The 15,342-nt window shown below is 40.2% G+C and carries 14 protein-coding genes; 7 read left to right on the top strand and 7 right to left on the bottom strand.

Going from position 1 to position 15,342, the window contains the following annotated elements; translation table 11 throughout:
- Together B2X72_RS15895 and B2X72_RS15890 are read right to left on the bottom strand one after the other, a co-directional pair.
- The coding region (locus B2X72_RS15895; RefSeq protein WP_286850582.1) for a hypothetical protein at positions 1-425 on the bottom strand (425 nt) is incomplete at its 3' end.
- A gap of 161 nt (positions 426-586) precedes the next feature.
- Complete coding sequence (locus tag B2X72_RS15890) at positions 587-1,687, bottom strand: hypothetical protein (protein ID WP_286850579.1); 1,101 nt, start codon at positions 1,685-1,687, stop codon at positions 587-589.
- Positions 1,688-1,987: 300 nt separating this feature from the next.
- On the opposite strand from B2X72_RS15890, the gene B2X72_RS15885 reads away from it, so the two are divergent.
- From B2X72_RS15885 to B2X72_RS15875, 3 genes are all read left to right on the top strand, one after another.
- Positions 1,988-2,554, top strand: coding sequence for a Crp/Fnr family transcriptional regulator (locus B2X72_RS15885; RefSeq protein ID WP_153845763.1), 567 nt, complete (start codon positions 1,988-1,990; stop codon positions 2,552-2,554).
- A gap of 52 nt (positions 2,555-2,606) precedes the next feature.
- The gene (locus tag B2X72_RS15880; RefSeq protein ID WP_145327875.1) at positions 2,607-3,056 is read left to right on the top strand and encodes a DoxX family protein; all 450 of its coding nucleotides are present in this window, start codon (positions 2,607-2,609) and stop codon (positions 3,054-3,056) included.
- A gap of 99 nt (positions 3,057-3,155) precedes the next feature.
- Positions 3,156-3,866 carry an HAD family hydrolase gene (locus B2X72_RS15875; protein ID WP_145327874.1) on the top strand — a complete coding sequence of 237 codons (711 nt, stop codon included), beginning with the start codon at positions 3,156-3,158 and terminating at the stop codon, positions 3,864-3,866.
- Positions 3,867-3,943: 77 nt separating this feature from the next.
- On the opposite strand, the gene B2X72_RS15870 is transcribed toward B2X72_RS15875, so the two are convergent.
- The 3 genes from B2X72_RS15870 to B2X72_RS15860 form a co-directional block, all read right to left on the bottom strand.
- Positions 3,944-6,475 (bottom strand): outer membrane beta-barrel family protein, encoded by a 2,532-nt coding sequence (locus B2X72_RS15870; protein WP_145327873.1) that lies wholly within the window; start codon positions 6,473-6,475, stop codon positions 3,944-3,946.
- 154 nt (positions 6,476-6,629) lie between these two features.
- Positions 6,630-7,319, bottom strand: a complete 690-nt coding sequence (locus B2X72_RS15865) for a LytR/AlgR family response regulator transcription factor (protein ID WP_075993497.1) — start codon at positions 7,317-7,319, stop codon at positions 6,630-6,632.
- Positions 7,309-8,349, bottom strand: a complete 1,041-nt coding sequence (locus B2X72_RS15860) for a sensor histidine kinase (protein ID WP_075993496.1) — start codon at positions 8,347-8,349, stop codon at positions 7,309-7,311. Before B2X72_RS15860 ends, B2X72_RS15865 begins: the two co-directional genes overlap by 11 nt.
- A 279-nt stretch (positions 8,350-8,628) precedes the next feature.
- On the opposite strand from B2X72_RS15860, the gene mgrA reads away from it, so the two are divergent.
- From mgrA to B2X72_RS15845, 3 genes are all read left to right on the top strand, one after another.
- Positions 8,629-9,615, top strand: coding sequence for an L-glyceraldehyde 3-phosphate reductase (gene mgrA, locus B2X72_RS15855; RefSeq protein ID WP_075993495.1), 987 nt, complete (start codon positions 8,629-8,631; stop codon positions 9,613-9,615).
- A 19-nt stretch (positions 9,616-9,634) separates the two neighbouring features.
- Positions 9,635-10,117 (top strand): YdeI/OmpD-associated family protein, encoded by a 483-nt coding sequence (locus B2X72_RS15850; protein WP_075993494.1) that lies wholly within the window; start codon positions 9,635-9,637, stop codon positions 10,115-10,117.
- A gap of 92 nt (positions 10,118-10,209) precedes the next feature.
- The gene (locus tag B2X72_RS15845) at positions 10,210-11,196 is read left to right on the top strand and encodes a Gfo/Idh/MocA family protein (RefSeq protein WP_248932038.1); all 987 of its coding nucleotides are present in this window, start codon (positions 10,210-10,212) and stop codon (positions 11,194-11,196) included.
- Between the two features lie 152 nt (positions 11,197-11,348).
- On the opposite strand, the gene B2X72_RS15840 is transcribed toward B2X72_RS15845, so the two are convergent.
- Positions 11,349-12,332, bottom strand: coding sequence for an aldo/keto reductase (locus tag B2X72_RS15840; protein WP_248932037.1), 984 nt, complete (start codon positions 12,330-12,332; stop codon positions 11,349-11,351).
- 331 nt (positions 12,333-12,663) lie between these two features.
- Here B2X72_RS15840 and B2X72_RS15835 point away from each other — a divergent pair, with 331 nt between their 5' ends.
- Positions 12,664-14,355 carry an FAD-binding dehydrogenase gene (locus tag B2X72_RS15835; RefSeq protein WP_145327870.1) on the top strand — a complete coding sequence of 564 codons (1,692 nt, stop codon included), beginning with the start codon at positions 12,664-12,666 and terminating at the stop codon, positions 14,353-14,355.
- An 82-nt stretch (positions 14,356-14,437) separates the two neighbouring features.
- On the opposite strand, the gene B2X72_RS15830 is transcribed toward B2X72_RS15835, so the two are convergent.
- Positions 14,438-15,307 carry a DMT family transporter gene (locus B2X72_RS15830; protein ID WP_075993491.1) on the bottom strand — a complete coding sequence of 290 codons (870 nt, stop codon included), beginning with the start codon at positions 15,305-15,307 and terminating at the stop codon, positions 14,438-14,440.
- Between the last annotated feature and the right edge of the window lie 35 nt (positions 15,308-15,342).

The following is a 15,342-nucleotide window of genomic DNA, read 5'->3' as shown; positions in this document are numbered from 1 at the left end:
GGATAAGCATATGGTGCTAAATTATCGATGTGGTTGATTAAGGAGTGGTTAATCTCTAGTAAGCTAGTTGCCAAACGTGATAAAATGAGTGATAATGGTGGCTGATAGCGATAGAGTTCATTACGGATCTTATCGAATTCATAGCGGAGCGTTTCAAATTCATATGGCGTGACCTGAAGTATCGGATAATCTTTAAGGAGTTTTATGTTGATTGAAAGCGCATGACATAATTTTTCAAAATTTTGCCAGGGAATTCTAAAATGATAAACAGCGGTTTCTTTGAAAAAATAGAAAGAACTTGACTGACCGGGGAACATTAGATGAATTTGATAACCCATTATATTATGTTGCCCCTGATCAATCTCACGGCGACCTCCGCTCGAATGTATTAAGATAAGGGTCACCACTTCTTTGCTTTTGAGCATATGGTAGGTGTGTACCCTGATATTCCGCATGCGATATAAAAAACCGAGATGCTCTACCTCGTCGTCGCATGTTGTTATGTTTGCAGCATTAAACATAGTTATTTTGGTCTGGGGAGGTGTTAAGTGTACGATTTGTTTTATTGAGTTTTTACGATTCTTATTTAACGATTATAGGGATATTCCTGTACCCAATGAAACTTGCGCTGTATTAATTCGAACGCTTGCACGTCTTGTTTAATAAGTTTAATGTGCGCTGTATGGTCATCAAAGGTTTTTGTCAGAAGAATATTTCCGTCAGAGTTGATCTGATAATCAAATTGATAATTGTTTAGGGTAATTTTCTTACCGGGGGCATCAATAACAACGCTCTCCCTTTGTGGGGTATAGTCTGTGTTACGTATTAAGACCTTGTTGTTATCAATTTCGAAAACAATAAGTCGCCAATCTTCAGGGATTGATTTACCTTGTGTTCCCGCTTGTTCAATACGGTAGATTCCATAGAGTGGTGACTTCGTTAGGTACTCAGCTATCATTTTTTTTGTACTTAATATGCCCATGCCCTGTTGCACCATAAAGAGCAGTAACACCACCAATTTGGCGATAAACAAGCTTTTTCTTTTCCAGCTTTTGTTGAATAGGGGTTGTTGGAAAGGGAGTAACTGTACAGGTTTTCCTGAAATAAAAATTGCGAACAATGCTTTTAAGTAGGGAAGCAGTAGAAATATGGAAAGTAGCAGGAGTGCTGTAGAGACCATTTTAACGGGGACGTCATAAAAATAGTTGACGGCCATAATATTGATACTGGTCGCAACCGTAATTAGTGCACCAGCAACCACCGTTTTTCTGAAAAGCAATAAGCCCGATAATATTTCTACTGAACCAATAAGTATATTGTAGCCTTGAGAGTAACCAATATAGGTCCATGCCAGCCCCATAGGAGAATACTCGCTCAATGGCTGTAGAAGTTGTGTTAACCTCGGCGGTTGCATTTGCATATAGAAGACTTTGTACAGTCCATAGTTAATAAGCATAAAAGCAACATAATAGCGAATTGCTGTGGTTAACCAATAGAAAAGGATTGTATAGCTGGCTCTTCTTCGATCCAATATGGACCATAAAGCCGCCCCAACTAATGCCAGCAGGAATAGGATCAATAAGGATATCCAGGCATAGGAGGTATCTCCACTTCCGTTGATGAAGATGCTGTGGTCGTAAGAATAGCCCAATATATTTTCTGCAAACCAGGGAGTCAACCTTTGCATGAAATGAGTAAGAGGGATGCTGATATATCCATATAACGGATAAGTACCGTTATTAAAAACAAGAATAAAGGACAAAATGAAAATAAAGGAATATCGAAAACCTAATTTTCTAAAGGCAGGCCACCGTTCTGGAGCGTTTTCGTTAAGAATATGCATAATTAAAGTTTACTGTATTTAAGTTAATATTTTTTGGTAAAATAGATCGATTATTTATTGAAATAAATAATCGATTAAATAGTAAATAATCATTACGATGTATTTGAACAGAAGTTTTTATCTTGCTCTTAAAAAATAAGAATCATGGACAAGATCAAAGAATATTTTGAATCGCTCGTTGTCATGAATGATACGGACTGGGAAGTATTTTCCGCTAAGCTTGTTAAGATGGAGTTTCCAAAAAAATCACTGATTTTGGAAATCGGAAAAACTGAACAGTATTTATCTTTTATTGAAAAAGGAATTGTACGTTTCAATATCCCAAAACTGGACTATGATTTTACTTTTGGATTTGCTTTCGAAAACTCTTTTGTAAGTGGGTACGATTCCTTCTTGACGCAGCAGCCTTCATCGTATCATCTCGAGGCAATAACAGATTGTATTTTATGGCGGATATCGTTTGAGGATCTCCATGCGGTATATCAAACAACAACGGTTGGGAACCTAATTGGTCGGAAAGCGGTTGAGGACATTTTTCTAAAAAAAATGAAACGGGAACTGACGCTACTTGAAGATTCGGCAAAAACCAGGTATATCAATTTGATGCGTGAGCAACCTGAACTGATTCGCAACATTCCCTTAAAATATCTGGCTTCTTATATTGGTATTAGACCGCAATCGTTAAGCCGGATCAGGAAAGAAATTTATTAACAAATGTTCATTGATAACAAAAGGAAGGGCACCTATTTTTGTTATAAAAAAGATGAAACCATTTTTTGTTTTAATTGTCGTTTGCATTATTTCCAATCTCATCCTATTGCTGCTGAAGGGGGAGATGGATATTCTTTTAGCGGGTAAAGTTGGATTGGCAGTGATGCTGTTGTTCACTGCATTGGGACACCTACTTTATACCAAAGGAATGATGTTGATGCTATCCGACTTCGTTCCATTTAAAAAAGAAATGATCTATGGAACCGGTTTAATGGAATTCATGGCTGCAATTGGGCTATTTGTCCCGCAGGTGAGCCGCATAACGGGAATCCTTTTAATTGTCTTCTTTCTACTGGTATTACCTACAAATATTCGGGCAAACTTAAGGCGTATCAATTACGAGACGGCTACTTTTGATGACGCCGGTCCAAACTATTTGTGGTTTCGTATTCCGTTTCAAATCTTGCTGATCGCCTGGACCTATTATTTTGTGGTGCGTTAAAGTAGTTTTCTTAACTAAAGCATAGCAATAAATTAACATAGTGTTGTTTAGGTTTATTTAACATTTTTTTATTTTTGCTAAACTTTTAGATTGAATAGAATGAAAGAAGCCATCAAGATGGTCGTATTTGATATGGCAGGTACGACAGTGAACGAAAATAATATTGTTTATAAGACACTTAGAAATGCAATAAATACGGTAGGGGGATACGAACTGACATTAACAGAGGTATTGGCCCATGCTGCAGGTAAGGAGAAGCTACAGGCAATTAAGACTGTACTCAAAAATAGTTTGGATGTTGATGATGATGAATTGGCTCAACGGATGTTTACTTTGTTTTTGAAAGACTTGGAACATGCTTATGAAGTCGAGGAAATTTACCCTAATGCGAATGCGGAAGAACTATTTGCAATCTTGAAAGAGCGGGATATCTTGCGTGTGCTCAATACGGGCTATGATCGTAAGACAGCCGAATCACTTTTGAAGAAGCTTAATTGGAAAGTTGGCAAAGATGTAGATGCTTTAATTACTGCTTCTGATGTACCTCGAAACAGACCTTATCCAGATATGATTGATCTGGCCATGCAAAAATTTGAAATTACCGATTCGAGTGTGGTGATGAAAATTGGAGATTCCATCATCGATATACAGGAGGGGCAACAAGCGGGTTGTGCTTTGAGTATTGGTATAACAACAGGTGCACATGATGCGGCTCAACTCAGATCGGCAAATCCAGATTATGTGATTAATGATCTACTGGAGATTGTTGAAATACTTGAAAAGAAGAATATATCCAATACAGTCGTCTAGTCTTTGACGCAGTTTAATAAAAAAGCGGGTATTTCCTACAAGAAATACCCGCTTTTGATTGTGATATGATCCACATGTTATTGCATTTGTATGCCTTCCATTGAATTCTGGTTTTTGTTTTTCTTAAACATATTCATATCCATTTTTCCAAAACGGTAAGAAAGGTTCAATTTGATCAACTGTGGATTTGACAGTCGATAATAGGTTTGAGAGAATCCTTCACCCGATGAAACAATGGTATTGCCACGTGTTCTGAAAATATCGTTGATGGCCAATGTTGCTGAGGCAGCCTGATTTTTCAAGAAGCTTTTCTTGATGGCAAAGTCGATACCATAGAATGGTTTGATATAGCCTTGTGAAGAGCTTTGCGCCTGGTTCATTGGTGGACCGAATGTTTGACCCTGTGTCACTGGCATATTTGTTTTGCCTTGATATTCAAAGGCTAGCTGTAGATTCCAGTTTTTCTGTAGGTTGAATGTATTGTTCAGTTTTCCAAATACTGTCCACATACCTTCCGAAGGCGTTTTCTCATCCACCTCAATTTTGGAATTGTAGAAGTTGAGGTCTGCAGTCAGATCCCACCATTTTTTGAGATTATTGGTATAAGTAAATTCTGCCCCATAATTCTTGCTGGAATTGGCATTGATATAGGTATTAATGAAATCCATTTTGTTCGTTACCGGATTGAGTTCCTGTGTCAGGTAACGTGTAATTAGATTGTTTGTGCGTTTATAGTATACTGTTGCCAAAAATGTACCTTTTCCATGTGTACGGCTGTAGGAAAGTTCGCCGGATGTTGTGAATTCAGGAACAAGGTCAGGGTTCCCGCGTGTAATATTCAAGCTATCCGTGTAATCAACAAATGGGATGAGTTGAAAGAAGTTTGGACGGTTGACACGACGGGTTACGCTCATCTGTATTTGGTCTTTTTCGGTTAGCTTTTTGCTCAAGAACAAAGAAGGAAATAAGCTCAGGGGATACTTGTTGTGGAACTTTTCGTTTGTATTCAAAAGTTCACCGTCGTACGTTGAACTTTCTGCGCGCAGCCCAATTTTATAGGATACCCAGTCCTTGAGGTTTCCTCCAAGTGAGGCATAGGCTGCGTAGACGCTGTTTTTATTGTTATAGTTAGCTGATGCTGCGGTTATATTCTCAAAATCATCTTCGCCTACTGCTTTTAAGGAATTATTGTTGAGATTTTTGAGTTTATTGATCTGTGCACGCACACCAGTTTCGAGTTTCATGCCATTTTTGAATGGTTTGACATAATCTGCCTGCACAGTCATGAACTTATTATCACCGGAACCGATGTTCTTTTGAATCTGAGTTCCGCTGATTTCGCTGCTTGCATTGCGGTAATTGGTGGTGTATAAACCATTGGATGTGTTGCTGCCGCCGAAATAATTGAAATCCACAGACAATTCCTCGCCTTCAGTTTTGAATTTTTGAACAAGACCTGCCTGCAACCCCCGTGGTTTAAAGCTTCTTTCAGACTCGGAAATCCGATCGCTGCGTGATTCGCTATTGCCAGAGGTGGTTAAGATCGACGAGTTCTCATTCGGCTTAAATTTACCCTGAACCAATACGCCGGCTACAGATAGCGTTGTTTTGGGACTTAAGTCGTAATCTACGCCGAGCCGGCCAAAAGTAATCATACCTTTTGTTTTGCCTTCAATATCTTGATCTACTGTTGATTCTATGCCATTAATTGTACTTGTACGGTGGCTGTCGCCCTCGGTGTTGGTCCGCATGCGCATATTCATTCCCGTCAGTGAGATATTGAATTTATTTCGACGCAGATTTAAACTACCCATAAAGTTGGTTCCACCAAAGCGGTCTCCACCTAAGGTGACCATACCATTGTATCCAGCTTTCTTATTTTTCTTCAGGATAATGTTGAGGATACCGGCCATACTTCCGGAAGCGTCGTATTTGGCAGATGGATTTGTGATAATTTCGATTTTATCGATCACATCGGCAGGAATCTGGTCGGGGGTGAGCGTTGTAGGTTTTCCATCGACAAAAATTGTAGGGGCTGCATTTCTCAGTTTTACGTTTCCGTCGATATCTACTTGTACAGAAGGCATATTGCGGAGTACATCGATCGCAGTACCGCCAGCTGCAACGATATTCTTCTCTACATTGAAGACTTTTTTGTCGATGTCCATTTCGAGTAGTGCCTTGCGGCCAGTCACGGTAACTTCATCGAGTTTACGGTTGTCATCGTCCAATTTGATCGCACCTAGATCTTTGTTTGTTGTTTTGCTATCGCTATAGTCTACAGCAAGATCTATCGGCGCATAGCCTACAGAACTAATTTTTAGTTTCCATTTTTCTTTTGGTGAAATGGCTGCGAAATTGAACTTTCCATTTTCTGAAGAGCTGGTACTTTTTACCAGGATTTCCCTTTCTTTACCTGTAGCTTGATCCTTGATAACCTTCAATAAATTCACGGAAGCTTGTGAGATAGGTTTCCCGTTGTTGTCCACAATTTGGCCCGAGAGCTGACTTTCGGACATGGCGAAAGCAGGACGACCACCTGCAGGGGCTTGAGCGTGTACGGAAGCAACCGCAGTTGCCATTAGCGCTATTGCTATAAATCTTTTCATTTTTTCTTTGCTATTCTACCGGCTACGCGGATTAGGCTGTTCGATAGTACACAAATTTGAAAAGGATTTTTTAGCTATGCAATCATCTGTAGACCGAAGCGGCCAATGTGTAGACGAACGGATAATTGCATCGATTCAATTTGTGGCGGTAGCATTAGATAAATTGTTCAATATTTTTGATATATTTTTTACCGATAGGAAGGGCGGTTTCAGGTAGGGTGAGTTTGCTTTGGGCGACCTGCTCAATACGATTTTTATTGACAATAAAAGAATTATGTATGCGTAGGAAGTCTATTGTAGGTAATATTTTTTCCATTCCACGGAGGTTGCTGCGCGTAAGAAGGGGCGATTCACGGTCCACCAGGTATATTTTTACATAGTCCTTCAAGCCTTCGATGTAGCTGATTTCATGGAGAAAAATTTTCGTCTTTTTATATTCTACATTAACGATAATATGATCCTGTTCGGGGAGCTGTTTTGCACGGAGCAGCATACCCTCTTCCACTTTTCGGACTGCAGCTGCGAGTCGTTCTTTTGAGATCGGCTTAAGCAGATAATCAATAGCATTTAGCTCGAAACCTTCAACAGCATATTGGTGATAGGCCGTGGTGAAGATAACCAAGGGTCGGGGAGCGAGCTCGCGAATAAACTGCGTGCCCAATTGATCGGGCATTTCAATATCCAGAAAAATCAGATCGATAGCGTGATTTTTTAAATATTCTTCCGCTTCGGCCGTCGCATTAAATTTATGGACGACTTCGATTTGCTCAAAATTCAATAAGTCGTCTTCTAAAATATTGAGTGCGAAGGGTTCATCATCTATGAGTATACATTTAATCTTCATCGGTCATCAGTTTGAGGGTGACTTCGAAATCTCCAACATCGGTTTTTCTGATGCTGAGGTCATGTCGATTGGGATACAATAATTGTAATCGTCTGCGTACATTGGTCAGTCCTATACCTTCGTTTGGACGCGGTTCTGTATGTTGTAAGATTCTATTACGGGATATAAAGATAATGCCACCCGGAGTTTCCTGAAATTGAAACTGTATCTGTGGAGCTGTTTTGCTATCTACGCCATATTTGAATGCATTCTCCACAAAATGTATGAAGAGTAATGGGGGGATCATTCTATTTTTGACCTTGTCTTCGATATCAAGTGTTACATTTCCTTGGATAGGAAGACGAAGGGTCTGTAAGGCAATAAAATTGCGCATATGGTCAATCTCTTTAAAAAGTTCGACTTTGGGGCCGTCTACTTCGTAAAGTATATAGCGTAGCATTTCGGATAACTTAACAATAGTGTCTTCGGAATCTGGTGATTGTTTACGAATGAGCCAACGGATATTGTTCAGTGTATTGAATAGGAAATGCGGGCTGATCTGTAGCTTTAACATTGTTAGTTCTGCCGTTGTTTTTTCAAGCGCAATCTGTTTGTTGAGCTCCTTTTGTCGCGCTTGCTCATCGTAAAGGAAGATCATTGAAGACGTGATCATACAAAGGGAGTAAATAATGCCTGGGCCGATGACCAACCGTACAAAAAGAATATTTTCCTTCGTCAGATGAGCAAGCTCTCCATCTGGATTAAAATAAACTATGCTGTAGTTCAGTGCTACGTAGGTGGCAAACCCAAGTGCCATTAATAGTACAAAGATCTTTCTGCGACCGAAAAAATAGGTGGGCGCAACAACGTAGCAATGCAAGTAAAAATGAGTAGCCAGGAATACAATATTTACTAAATGCGATAACGCCGAATAGGCTTTGAAATCAGCGATCTTATCCGGCTGGTAGAGATACGTTATAAAGGGCAACAGCAGTAATATGGTCCAGATGACAATATGTAAATAGAATTTTCTGAAGAATCTGCCAATCATGTTATGTCTAATTAATCCCTTTGCTTTTGGATAAGACCAAACTTAGATAAATTGCTTTTTATATGCAATATAAATACGTTTCTATGCAAAAAGAATTATGCATCGAAGCCTGCTTTCCTAAGGTTATCATGACCTGTTGCTAATCGATTTGGTGTTAGAAACATGACCTGCTGTTAAATGATATAGTGTTAAAAAGAGGTTTGCGAAAGAAGACGAAAGCGGGAAATACGCTGGACTGTTGGAAATAGTTTTGTATTTTGCAGGTATAAACTTTGTAACGTGACATTCAATCCAAACCGATATCAGAATATGCCCTACAGACGCTGTGGGAAGAGTGGTATTCTCTTGCCAGCCATATCATTGGGGCTTTGGCAAAATTTTGGCGAAACCGATATTCAAGCTGTATTCCGGAAAACCTTGCTGACCGCTTTTGATCGTGGAATCACCCATTTTGACCTTGCCAATAATTATGGTCCTCCTCCGGGAAGTGCCGAAGAGAACTTTGGACAGCTATTGCGTACCGATTTTGTGGGCTATCGTGATGAACTTTTAATTTCCACTAAAGCGGGTTATACCATGTGGCCGGGGCCGTATGGTGATTGGGGAAGCCGTAAATATTTGATGGCCAGTTTACATCAGAGCTTAAAACGGATGAGTCTCGATTATGTGGATATATTTTACCATCATCGACCTGATCCGAATACACCGTTGGAAGAGACAATGGCAGCATTGCGAGATATTGTTCATCAAGGAAAGGCCTGCTATGTAGGCTTGTCCAATTATCCTCCTGATCTTGCTCAGAAAGCAGCTGCGTTATTGCGTGCTATGGGGACACCATGCCTTATTCATCAGCCTAAGTATTCGATGCTGGTGCGGACACCTGAGGAGGGACTTTTGGATGTGCTGCAGGCAGAAGGAATCGGAGCGATCGCTTTTTCTCCTTTGGCACAGGGACTGCTGACCAACAAATATCTCGGCGGCATTCCGGCGGATTCACGTGCTTCGAAAGAACATTTTTTGAAAAGTGAAATGATCACTCCAGAATTAATGGAGAAGATCGACCGGTTGAATAATCTTGCGGTACAAAGAGGGCAAACATTGGCACAAATGGCAATTGCATGGTTGTTGAAAGATGAACGCGTAAGCTCGGTTTTAGTAGGGGCGAGAAATAGTGAGCAGCTGGTTGATTCCCTCAAGGCCCTGGACAGGTTGGACTTTACGACGGATGAATTGACGCATATCGATACTATTCTGAAGCATAATTAATCACCTAATTGATCATATCATGTTTGCCTTTGAAGCACAATTGGAAATTATTGGTATCAATCCTTTTGTTTTTGTTCCTACGGATATTCTTGAAAACCTATTTAAGGATGCAGGAATAAACAAGGGATATATTCCTGTGAAAGGAAAAGTGAATGAAAAGGATTATGTTCAGACGTTGCTGCGGTTTAAGGAGGAGTGGAGACTGTACATTAACACGGCTATATTGTCGAATTCGCCGAAACGAATCGGTGAGACCTTAGCCGTAACAATCGCTTTTGATCCGGAAGACCGCACTATTTTGCCTCACCCCGAACTCGAAGCAGCATTTGCACTAAATAAGGAAGCTCTGCAGGTATTCGATGGATTGTCTCCATCAAAGCAAAAGGAAATTATCCGCTATATTTCTTCCTTAAAAACTGCGGATAGTCGAAGAAAAAACATCGAAAGGGCAATCGGTTTTCTTTTGGGTAAAAACCGATTTGTGGGACGTGAAAAGCCCTAAGAAATCAGACCAGTACTTCGATGTATGTACTGTAATGCTGGCCAGATATCGGGATTATTGGTCAGAGTCTTAGCAATAATTTGAATATACTTATGGATAATCCTAAAATTGTATGGGGTATCATCGGCTGTGGTGATGTCACAGAAAAAAAAAGCGGACCAGCGTTTAATCGCATAAATAATAGTCAGCTAATGGCCGTAATGCGAAGAGATGCGACGAAAGCTGCTGATTATGCTAGTCGACATCAAGTACCCTTGTGGTATTCAGACGCGGACGATTTGCTCGATAATATCGATCTCAATGCGATTTATGTAGCAACGCCACCGTCATCTCATCTCGCGTATGCAGTATCTGCCCTGCGTAGAGGGAAATCTGTTTATGTTGAAAAGCCCGTTACGTTAAATGCGATAGAAGCAGAAAAATTATTGCAGGAAGTAAAAGAAAGAGACGGGAAGTTGGTAGTTGCACATTATAGGCGGCAATTGCCTTTGTTTCTGAAGGTTAAGGAGCTTGTTGGAAATGGTGAAATTGGTGAGTTAAGGACGGTACAATTGCGTTTATGGCAGAGTAGAATGCCCGACCTAGTGACCAAAGGTGGCGGAGATTGGCGTACTGATCCTGCTGTTTCGGGAGGAGGTTATTTCTTTGATTTAGCCCCACATCAATTGGATTTGATGCTCTATTTTTTTGGAATGCCGGTTTCATACGATGGTTTTAGCTTGATTCAGGATAAAGAAAGTGCTGTAGCTGATCAGACCACAGGAACCATTTTGTTTGAAAATCAGCTTGTCTTCAATGGAAGTTGGTGTTTTAATGTTGCCAAAGAAAACCAGGTAGATAAGGTGGAAATTGTAGGAAGCCTTGGGCATATTACTTTTTCTATTTTTGGAAATTCAGTTGTTGTCAAAACAAGAGATGGAGAGAAGGAATTTATATTTGATCATCCTGAAAATATTCAATTGCCGATGATTTCGCGTACGGTAGATTATTTCCGCGGTATCGGGCCAAATCCATCTCCGATTGAGGAAGCCTTGGTTCTGATGAAGATTATCGATAACTTTTCGACAATAAGACCATAGTGTTCTCGTCGTTCTTATCCTAAGCAGCATGATACCATGTACGATCTGTTGGGTCTACCAGCAGTGTTTTATTTTGCGCATTGCTTTGCTGTGAGTGACAGTACACCCATAAGGAGTACTGTCAACTGATTGAATTTGTTCATCGCTGAATGTTAAATTTTTGCTAAAGCAAGATTGATAAATGATAGATCTTCGGCGGTAAGCGTGATATCGATGGCTTGCGCATTTGCTATGGCCTGTTCTGCATTTCGAGCACCTGCCAAAACCACAGTGATCGCAGGCTGTAGACTGGTCCAGCGTAATACCAATTGAGAAAGTGTTACACCTTTGTTAGTGGCAATTGGACTGATGGTATCCAAGAAAGTCTTTACCTTGGCCAGATCAAATTGTTGGAAATAACCATTGCGGTGGTCGTTTTCTTTTAATTTACCTGTATTAAAATATTTACCGGTTAATAAACCTCGTTCCATAGGGCTATATACAATGATACCTAGATCATTTTCCTTTGCATAAGGAACAAGGTCCTTTTCGATACCTCGGTTTAGCATACTGTAACCAACTTGATTACTTGCAATGTTGAGGTTCTTCCGTGCTTCTGAAACTTGATCGACACTATAATTGCTGACGCCGGCGGCACGGATCTTACCTTGTTGTAAAAGAAGATCCAAGGCTTCCATCGTTTCCGAAATCGGGGTCGTGCTATCTGGCCAGTGAATCTGAAGTAGATCGATGTAGTCCGTACGTAAGCGTTTTAGGCTATTCTCTACTTCATGAATTACACTGGTTTTTGACGAATATTTATAAACTGGAATAGTTTTACCAGCTTCTTCTGCATCAAAGAAAAATTCACCTTTTCCTTGGTTACTGCCGTCCCATACCAAACCAAATTTGGTCAATAGCTGTATTTTGGTCCGATCATAACCCTGTATTGCCGCACCGATCATTTCTTCACTTAAACCAAATCCATAAAAAGGGGCTGTATCCAATGTAGTGACACCATTGTCGATCGATGCTTTTACAGAATCAATAGAATCTTTCTTTTCATTTCCGCCCCACATGTTGCCGCCAATGGCGAAAGCTCCATAAGTAATTGCCGATAATTCTAAATCTGTTTTTCCTAATTTTCTGTATTCCATTTTTTTTATTTTTTATATTTCTTGTTAAAATTATTTATTACGCTAATGCACTTTTTTATCAAATAAATCTGTTCGAAATGGCGCTTATTATTATTTGAATGATTGATAGCACAAAGTTATAATCCTGATTTTTATTATTAAAATAATTTAAATTGTGTTATTCTATTATTTTTATAATATATTATTAAGTGTTTTTTTAAGGAAAGAACGAAGGGATTCCTGTTAAGTTTTTCTTGTGCAATCCTGCCCAAACTAGTAAATTTATATAAGGCAGTTGGTCTTGTGAGCAATCACATTTTTATTGGGATAGCTGTTCGGTAAAAGAATAACAATGCAAAAAGTAGAACAATTTAAACCTGATGTGATTATTATTGGATCGGGTTTAGCAGGACTTACGACAGCAATGGAAGTCACCAATGCTGGTAAGAAAGTGCTTCTTGTAGATCAGGAAACGGAAGAAAATCTAGGGGGACAGGCCTATTGGTCCTTCGGGGGACTTTTTCTTATCAATTCGCCACAACAACGTCGCATGGGGATTAAGGATTCTTATGAACTAGCCCGACAGGATTGGATGGGGACTGCCGGGTTTGACCGCGAGGAGGATTATTGGCCACGACAATGGGCTGAGGCCTACTTGAAATTTGCAACAGAAGAAAAGTCTGCCTACATCGCTAAGCTTGGTATAAAGCTGATGTTTATGGTCGGTTGGGCGGAGCGCGGTGATGGTTCGGCCTCGGGGCATGGTAATTCCGTTCCTAGATTTCATGTCAGTTGGGGGACCGGAACCGGAGTTGTGAAACCTTTTGTGGATAAAGCTTATGCTGCGCAGGAAAAAGGTCTTCTGCAGTTTCGCTTTCGACATCGCGTAACAAAATTGCTAACGCAAGATGGTGCGGTAATTGGAATTGGAGGTGATATATTGGCAGACGATCACCAAGCAAGGGGTGTTGCAACCAACAGAACTATTCTTGCAGCGTTTGAATATTATGCAGATCAGGTCGTTATTGCTTCTGGAGGGATCGGCGCAAATCATCAATTGGTACGCGAAAACTGGCCTGAACGATTAGGGAAAGCACCGGCACAAATGATTTCAGGTGTTCCCGCCTATGTCGATGGAAAAATGATCGGAATTGCGGAAGAGGTTGGGGCTCATATGATAAACCGCGATCGCATGTGGCATTATACGGAAGGGATTGAAAATTGGAATCCAATATGGCCTAACCACGGCATCCGTATCTTGCCTGGGCCCTCTTCGCTGTGGTTTGATGCCCGCGGTACCAGACTTCCTGCGCCTTATTTGCCTGGATTTGATACCTTGGGTACACTCAAGCATCTGCAAGAGACAGGCTTTTCTTATTCCTGGTTTATTCTGACGCAGAAGATAATCAAAAAAGAGTTTGCTCTTTCGGGTTCAGAACAGAATCCAGATATTACCAACAAGGATTATAGGTTATTTTTGAAACGCATTTTTGGGAAAAATGCTCCCGGGCCCGTTGAGGCCTTTAAGGAAAAAGGATCTGATTTTATTGTTTCGGACAATCTAAAGGATCTGGTAGCTCGTATGAATCGTTTGACAGGGGAGGATTTATTGGACTATGAAGCAATTAAATCGCAAATTGAAGCGCGTGACCGGGAAGTAGATAATAAGTTCTCAAAAGACACGCAAGTGAATTATATCCGGAATACACGGAATTACCGTGGTGATAAATTAGGCCGAGTGGCAGCCCTTCATAAAATCCTGGCGCAAGAAAATGGACCGCTCATTGCGGTACGTCTCCATGTACTGACCCGGAAAACCTTAGGCGGTCTTAAAACGAATCTCCAAGCACAAGTACTAACAAAGGATGACGAGGTGATAAAGGGCTTGTATGCTGTGGGTGAGGTGGCGGGATTTGGTGGTGGCGGGATGCACGGCTATCGGGCACTGGAAGGCACGTTTTTGGGAGGATGTATTTTCTCCGGCATGAAAGCCGGACAACATATTGCGAGTCTGACAAAGATACCATCTGTCTTAGAAATGTGATGAAAATTAATTTTTTTCTTCATGTTAAAATAGAGGTTCCATAGGCAATCAATGCGATGTTTGCCTATGGAATAAGGAATTATTAGGCTTTTTTTCTGATAGAGCGCATCGTTTGGAGAAGAACAGAAACGAGTACAAGAGCGAGTCCAACATAGAAGGAAGCATTGACTTGTTTGCCTTCGTTGAAGAATAAAAAAGCAATGATAATCGAATAGATGGGCTCGAGATTGAAACTCAAATTGACCGTAAATGCAGATAACTTCTTGAGTGATTCAGCAAAAAGAACATAAAGGCCAACTGTACAAAATAAAGCCAGCAAGATTAAATAGACCCCATCAGAAAAGCTCGGTATAAAACGTTCGGTAGGAAATAGATAATAGAAAATGGGCAGTCCAAATCCCAATACAATGGTGCCACTAAGCATCTGATAAAAATTGAGCAATTTACTATCATATTGTTTGACTAATTGCTCGTTGTAAATGGTATATAGAGCCGCAAAAATAGTTGAAATTACACCCAAAATAATCCCAAGTTGATAAGAGCTATCAAAATGAAAGATTAAACTGATTCCGATCAATGTCAGCATACTTAACATGAGCTGCACTGCGCTAAATCTTTTCTTGTTGATGATTGGCTCTAATACAGCGGTAAAGAAACTGGTCAGACAATAGCAAACAACGCCAATGGAAATGTTGGAAAACTTGATGCTACCATAAAAAAATATCCAGTGGATAGTGATTAGTACGCCGACTTTCGCAATTTTAAACGCATCTTTAGTGGATTTTAAACGCTCAATTTTGAATAATTTGAGAACGATGAATAAGATGATTGTTGAAAGTAAGACCCGAAACCAGACGAGTGGTATTTGATTGAGCGTAATGAGCTTGCCGAAAACACCGGTGAAGCCTGCGAGCAGTACTGCGGTATGAAGTACTAAATATGATTTTTTCATAAGAGAAATGTCTTTCCCATAAAGGGAAATTTAAA

Source organism: Sphingobacterium sp. UBA7253 (assembly GCF_002472745.1).
GTDB lineage: Bacteria > Bacteroidota > Bacteroidia > Sphingobacteriales > Sphingobacteriaceae > Sphingobacterium > Sphingobacterium siyangense.
This window is presented reverse-complemented; position numbering and strand designations above follow the sequence as displayed.

What these genes read in the sequence shown, in the direction of transcription:
- B2X72_RS15890 (WP_286850579.1), bottom strand. Translation starts at nt 1,687, where the DNA reads ATGCAAAGGTTGACTCCCTGGTTTGCAGAAAATATATTGGGCTATTCT.
- B2X72_RS15885 (WP_153845763.1), top strand. Translation starts at nt 1,988, where the DNA reads ATGGACAAGATCAAAGAATATTTTGAATCGCTCGTTGTCATGAATGAT.
- B2X72_RS15880 (WP_145327875.1), top strand. Translation starts at nt 2,607, where the DNA reads ATGAAACCATTTTTTGTTTTAATTGTCGTTTGCATTATTTCCAATCTC.
- B2X72_RS15875 (WP_145327874.1), top strand. Translation starts at nt 3,156, where the DNA reads ATGAAAGAAGCCATCAAGATGGTCGTATTTGATATGGCAGGTACGACA.
- B2X72_RS15870 (WP_145327873.1), bottom strand. Translation starts at nt 6,475, where the DNA reads ATGAAAAGATTTATAGCAATAGCGCTAATGGCAACTGCGGTTGCTTCC.
- B2X72_RS15865 (WP_075993497.1), bottom strand. Translation starts at nt 7,319, where the DNA reads ATGAAGATTAAATGTATACTCATAGATGATGAACCCTTCGCACTCAAT.
- B2X72_RS15860 (WP_075993496.1), bottom strand. Translation starts at nt 8,349, where the DNA reads ATGATTGGCAGATTCTTCAGAAAATTCTATTTACATATTGTCATCTGG.
- B2X72_RS15850 (WP_075993494.1), top strand. Translation starts at nt 9,635, where the DNA reads ATGTTTGCCTTTGAAGCACAATTGGAAATTATTGGTATCAATCCTTTT.
- B2X72_RS15845 (WP_248932038.1), top strand. Translation starts at nt 10,210, where the DNA reads ATGGATAATCCTAAAATTGTATGGGGTATCATCGGCTGTGGTGATGTC.
- B2X72_RS15840 (WP_248932037.1), bottom strand. Translation starts at nt 12,332, where the DNA reads ATGGAATACAGAAAATTAGGAAAAACAGATTTAGAATTATCGGCAATT.
- B2X72_RS15835 (WP_145327870.1), top strand. Translation starts at nt 12,664, where the DNA reads ATGCAAAAAGTAGAACAATTTAAACCTGATGTGATTATTATTGGATCG.
- B2X72_RS15830 (WP_075993491.1), bottom strand. Translation starts at nt 15,307, where the DNA reads ATGAAAAAATCATATTTAGTACTTCATACCGCAGTACTGCTCGCAGGC.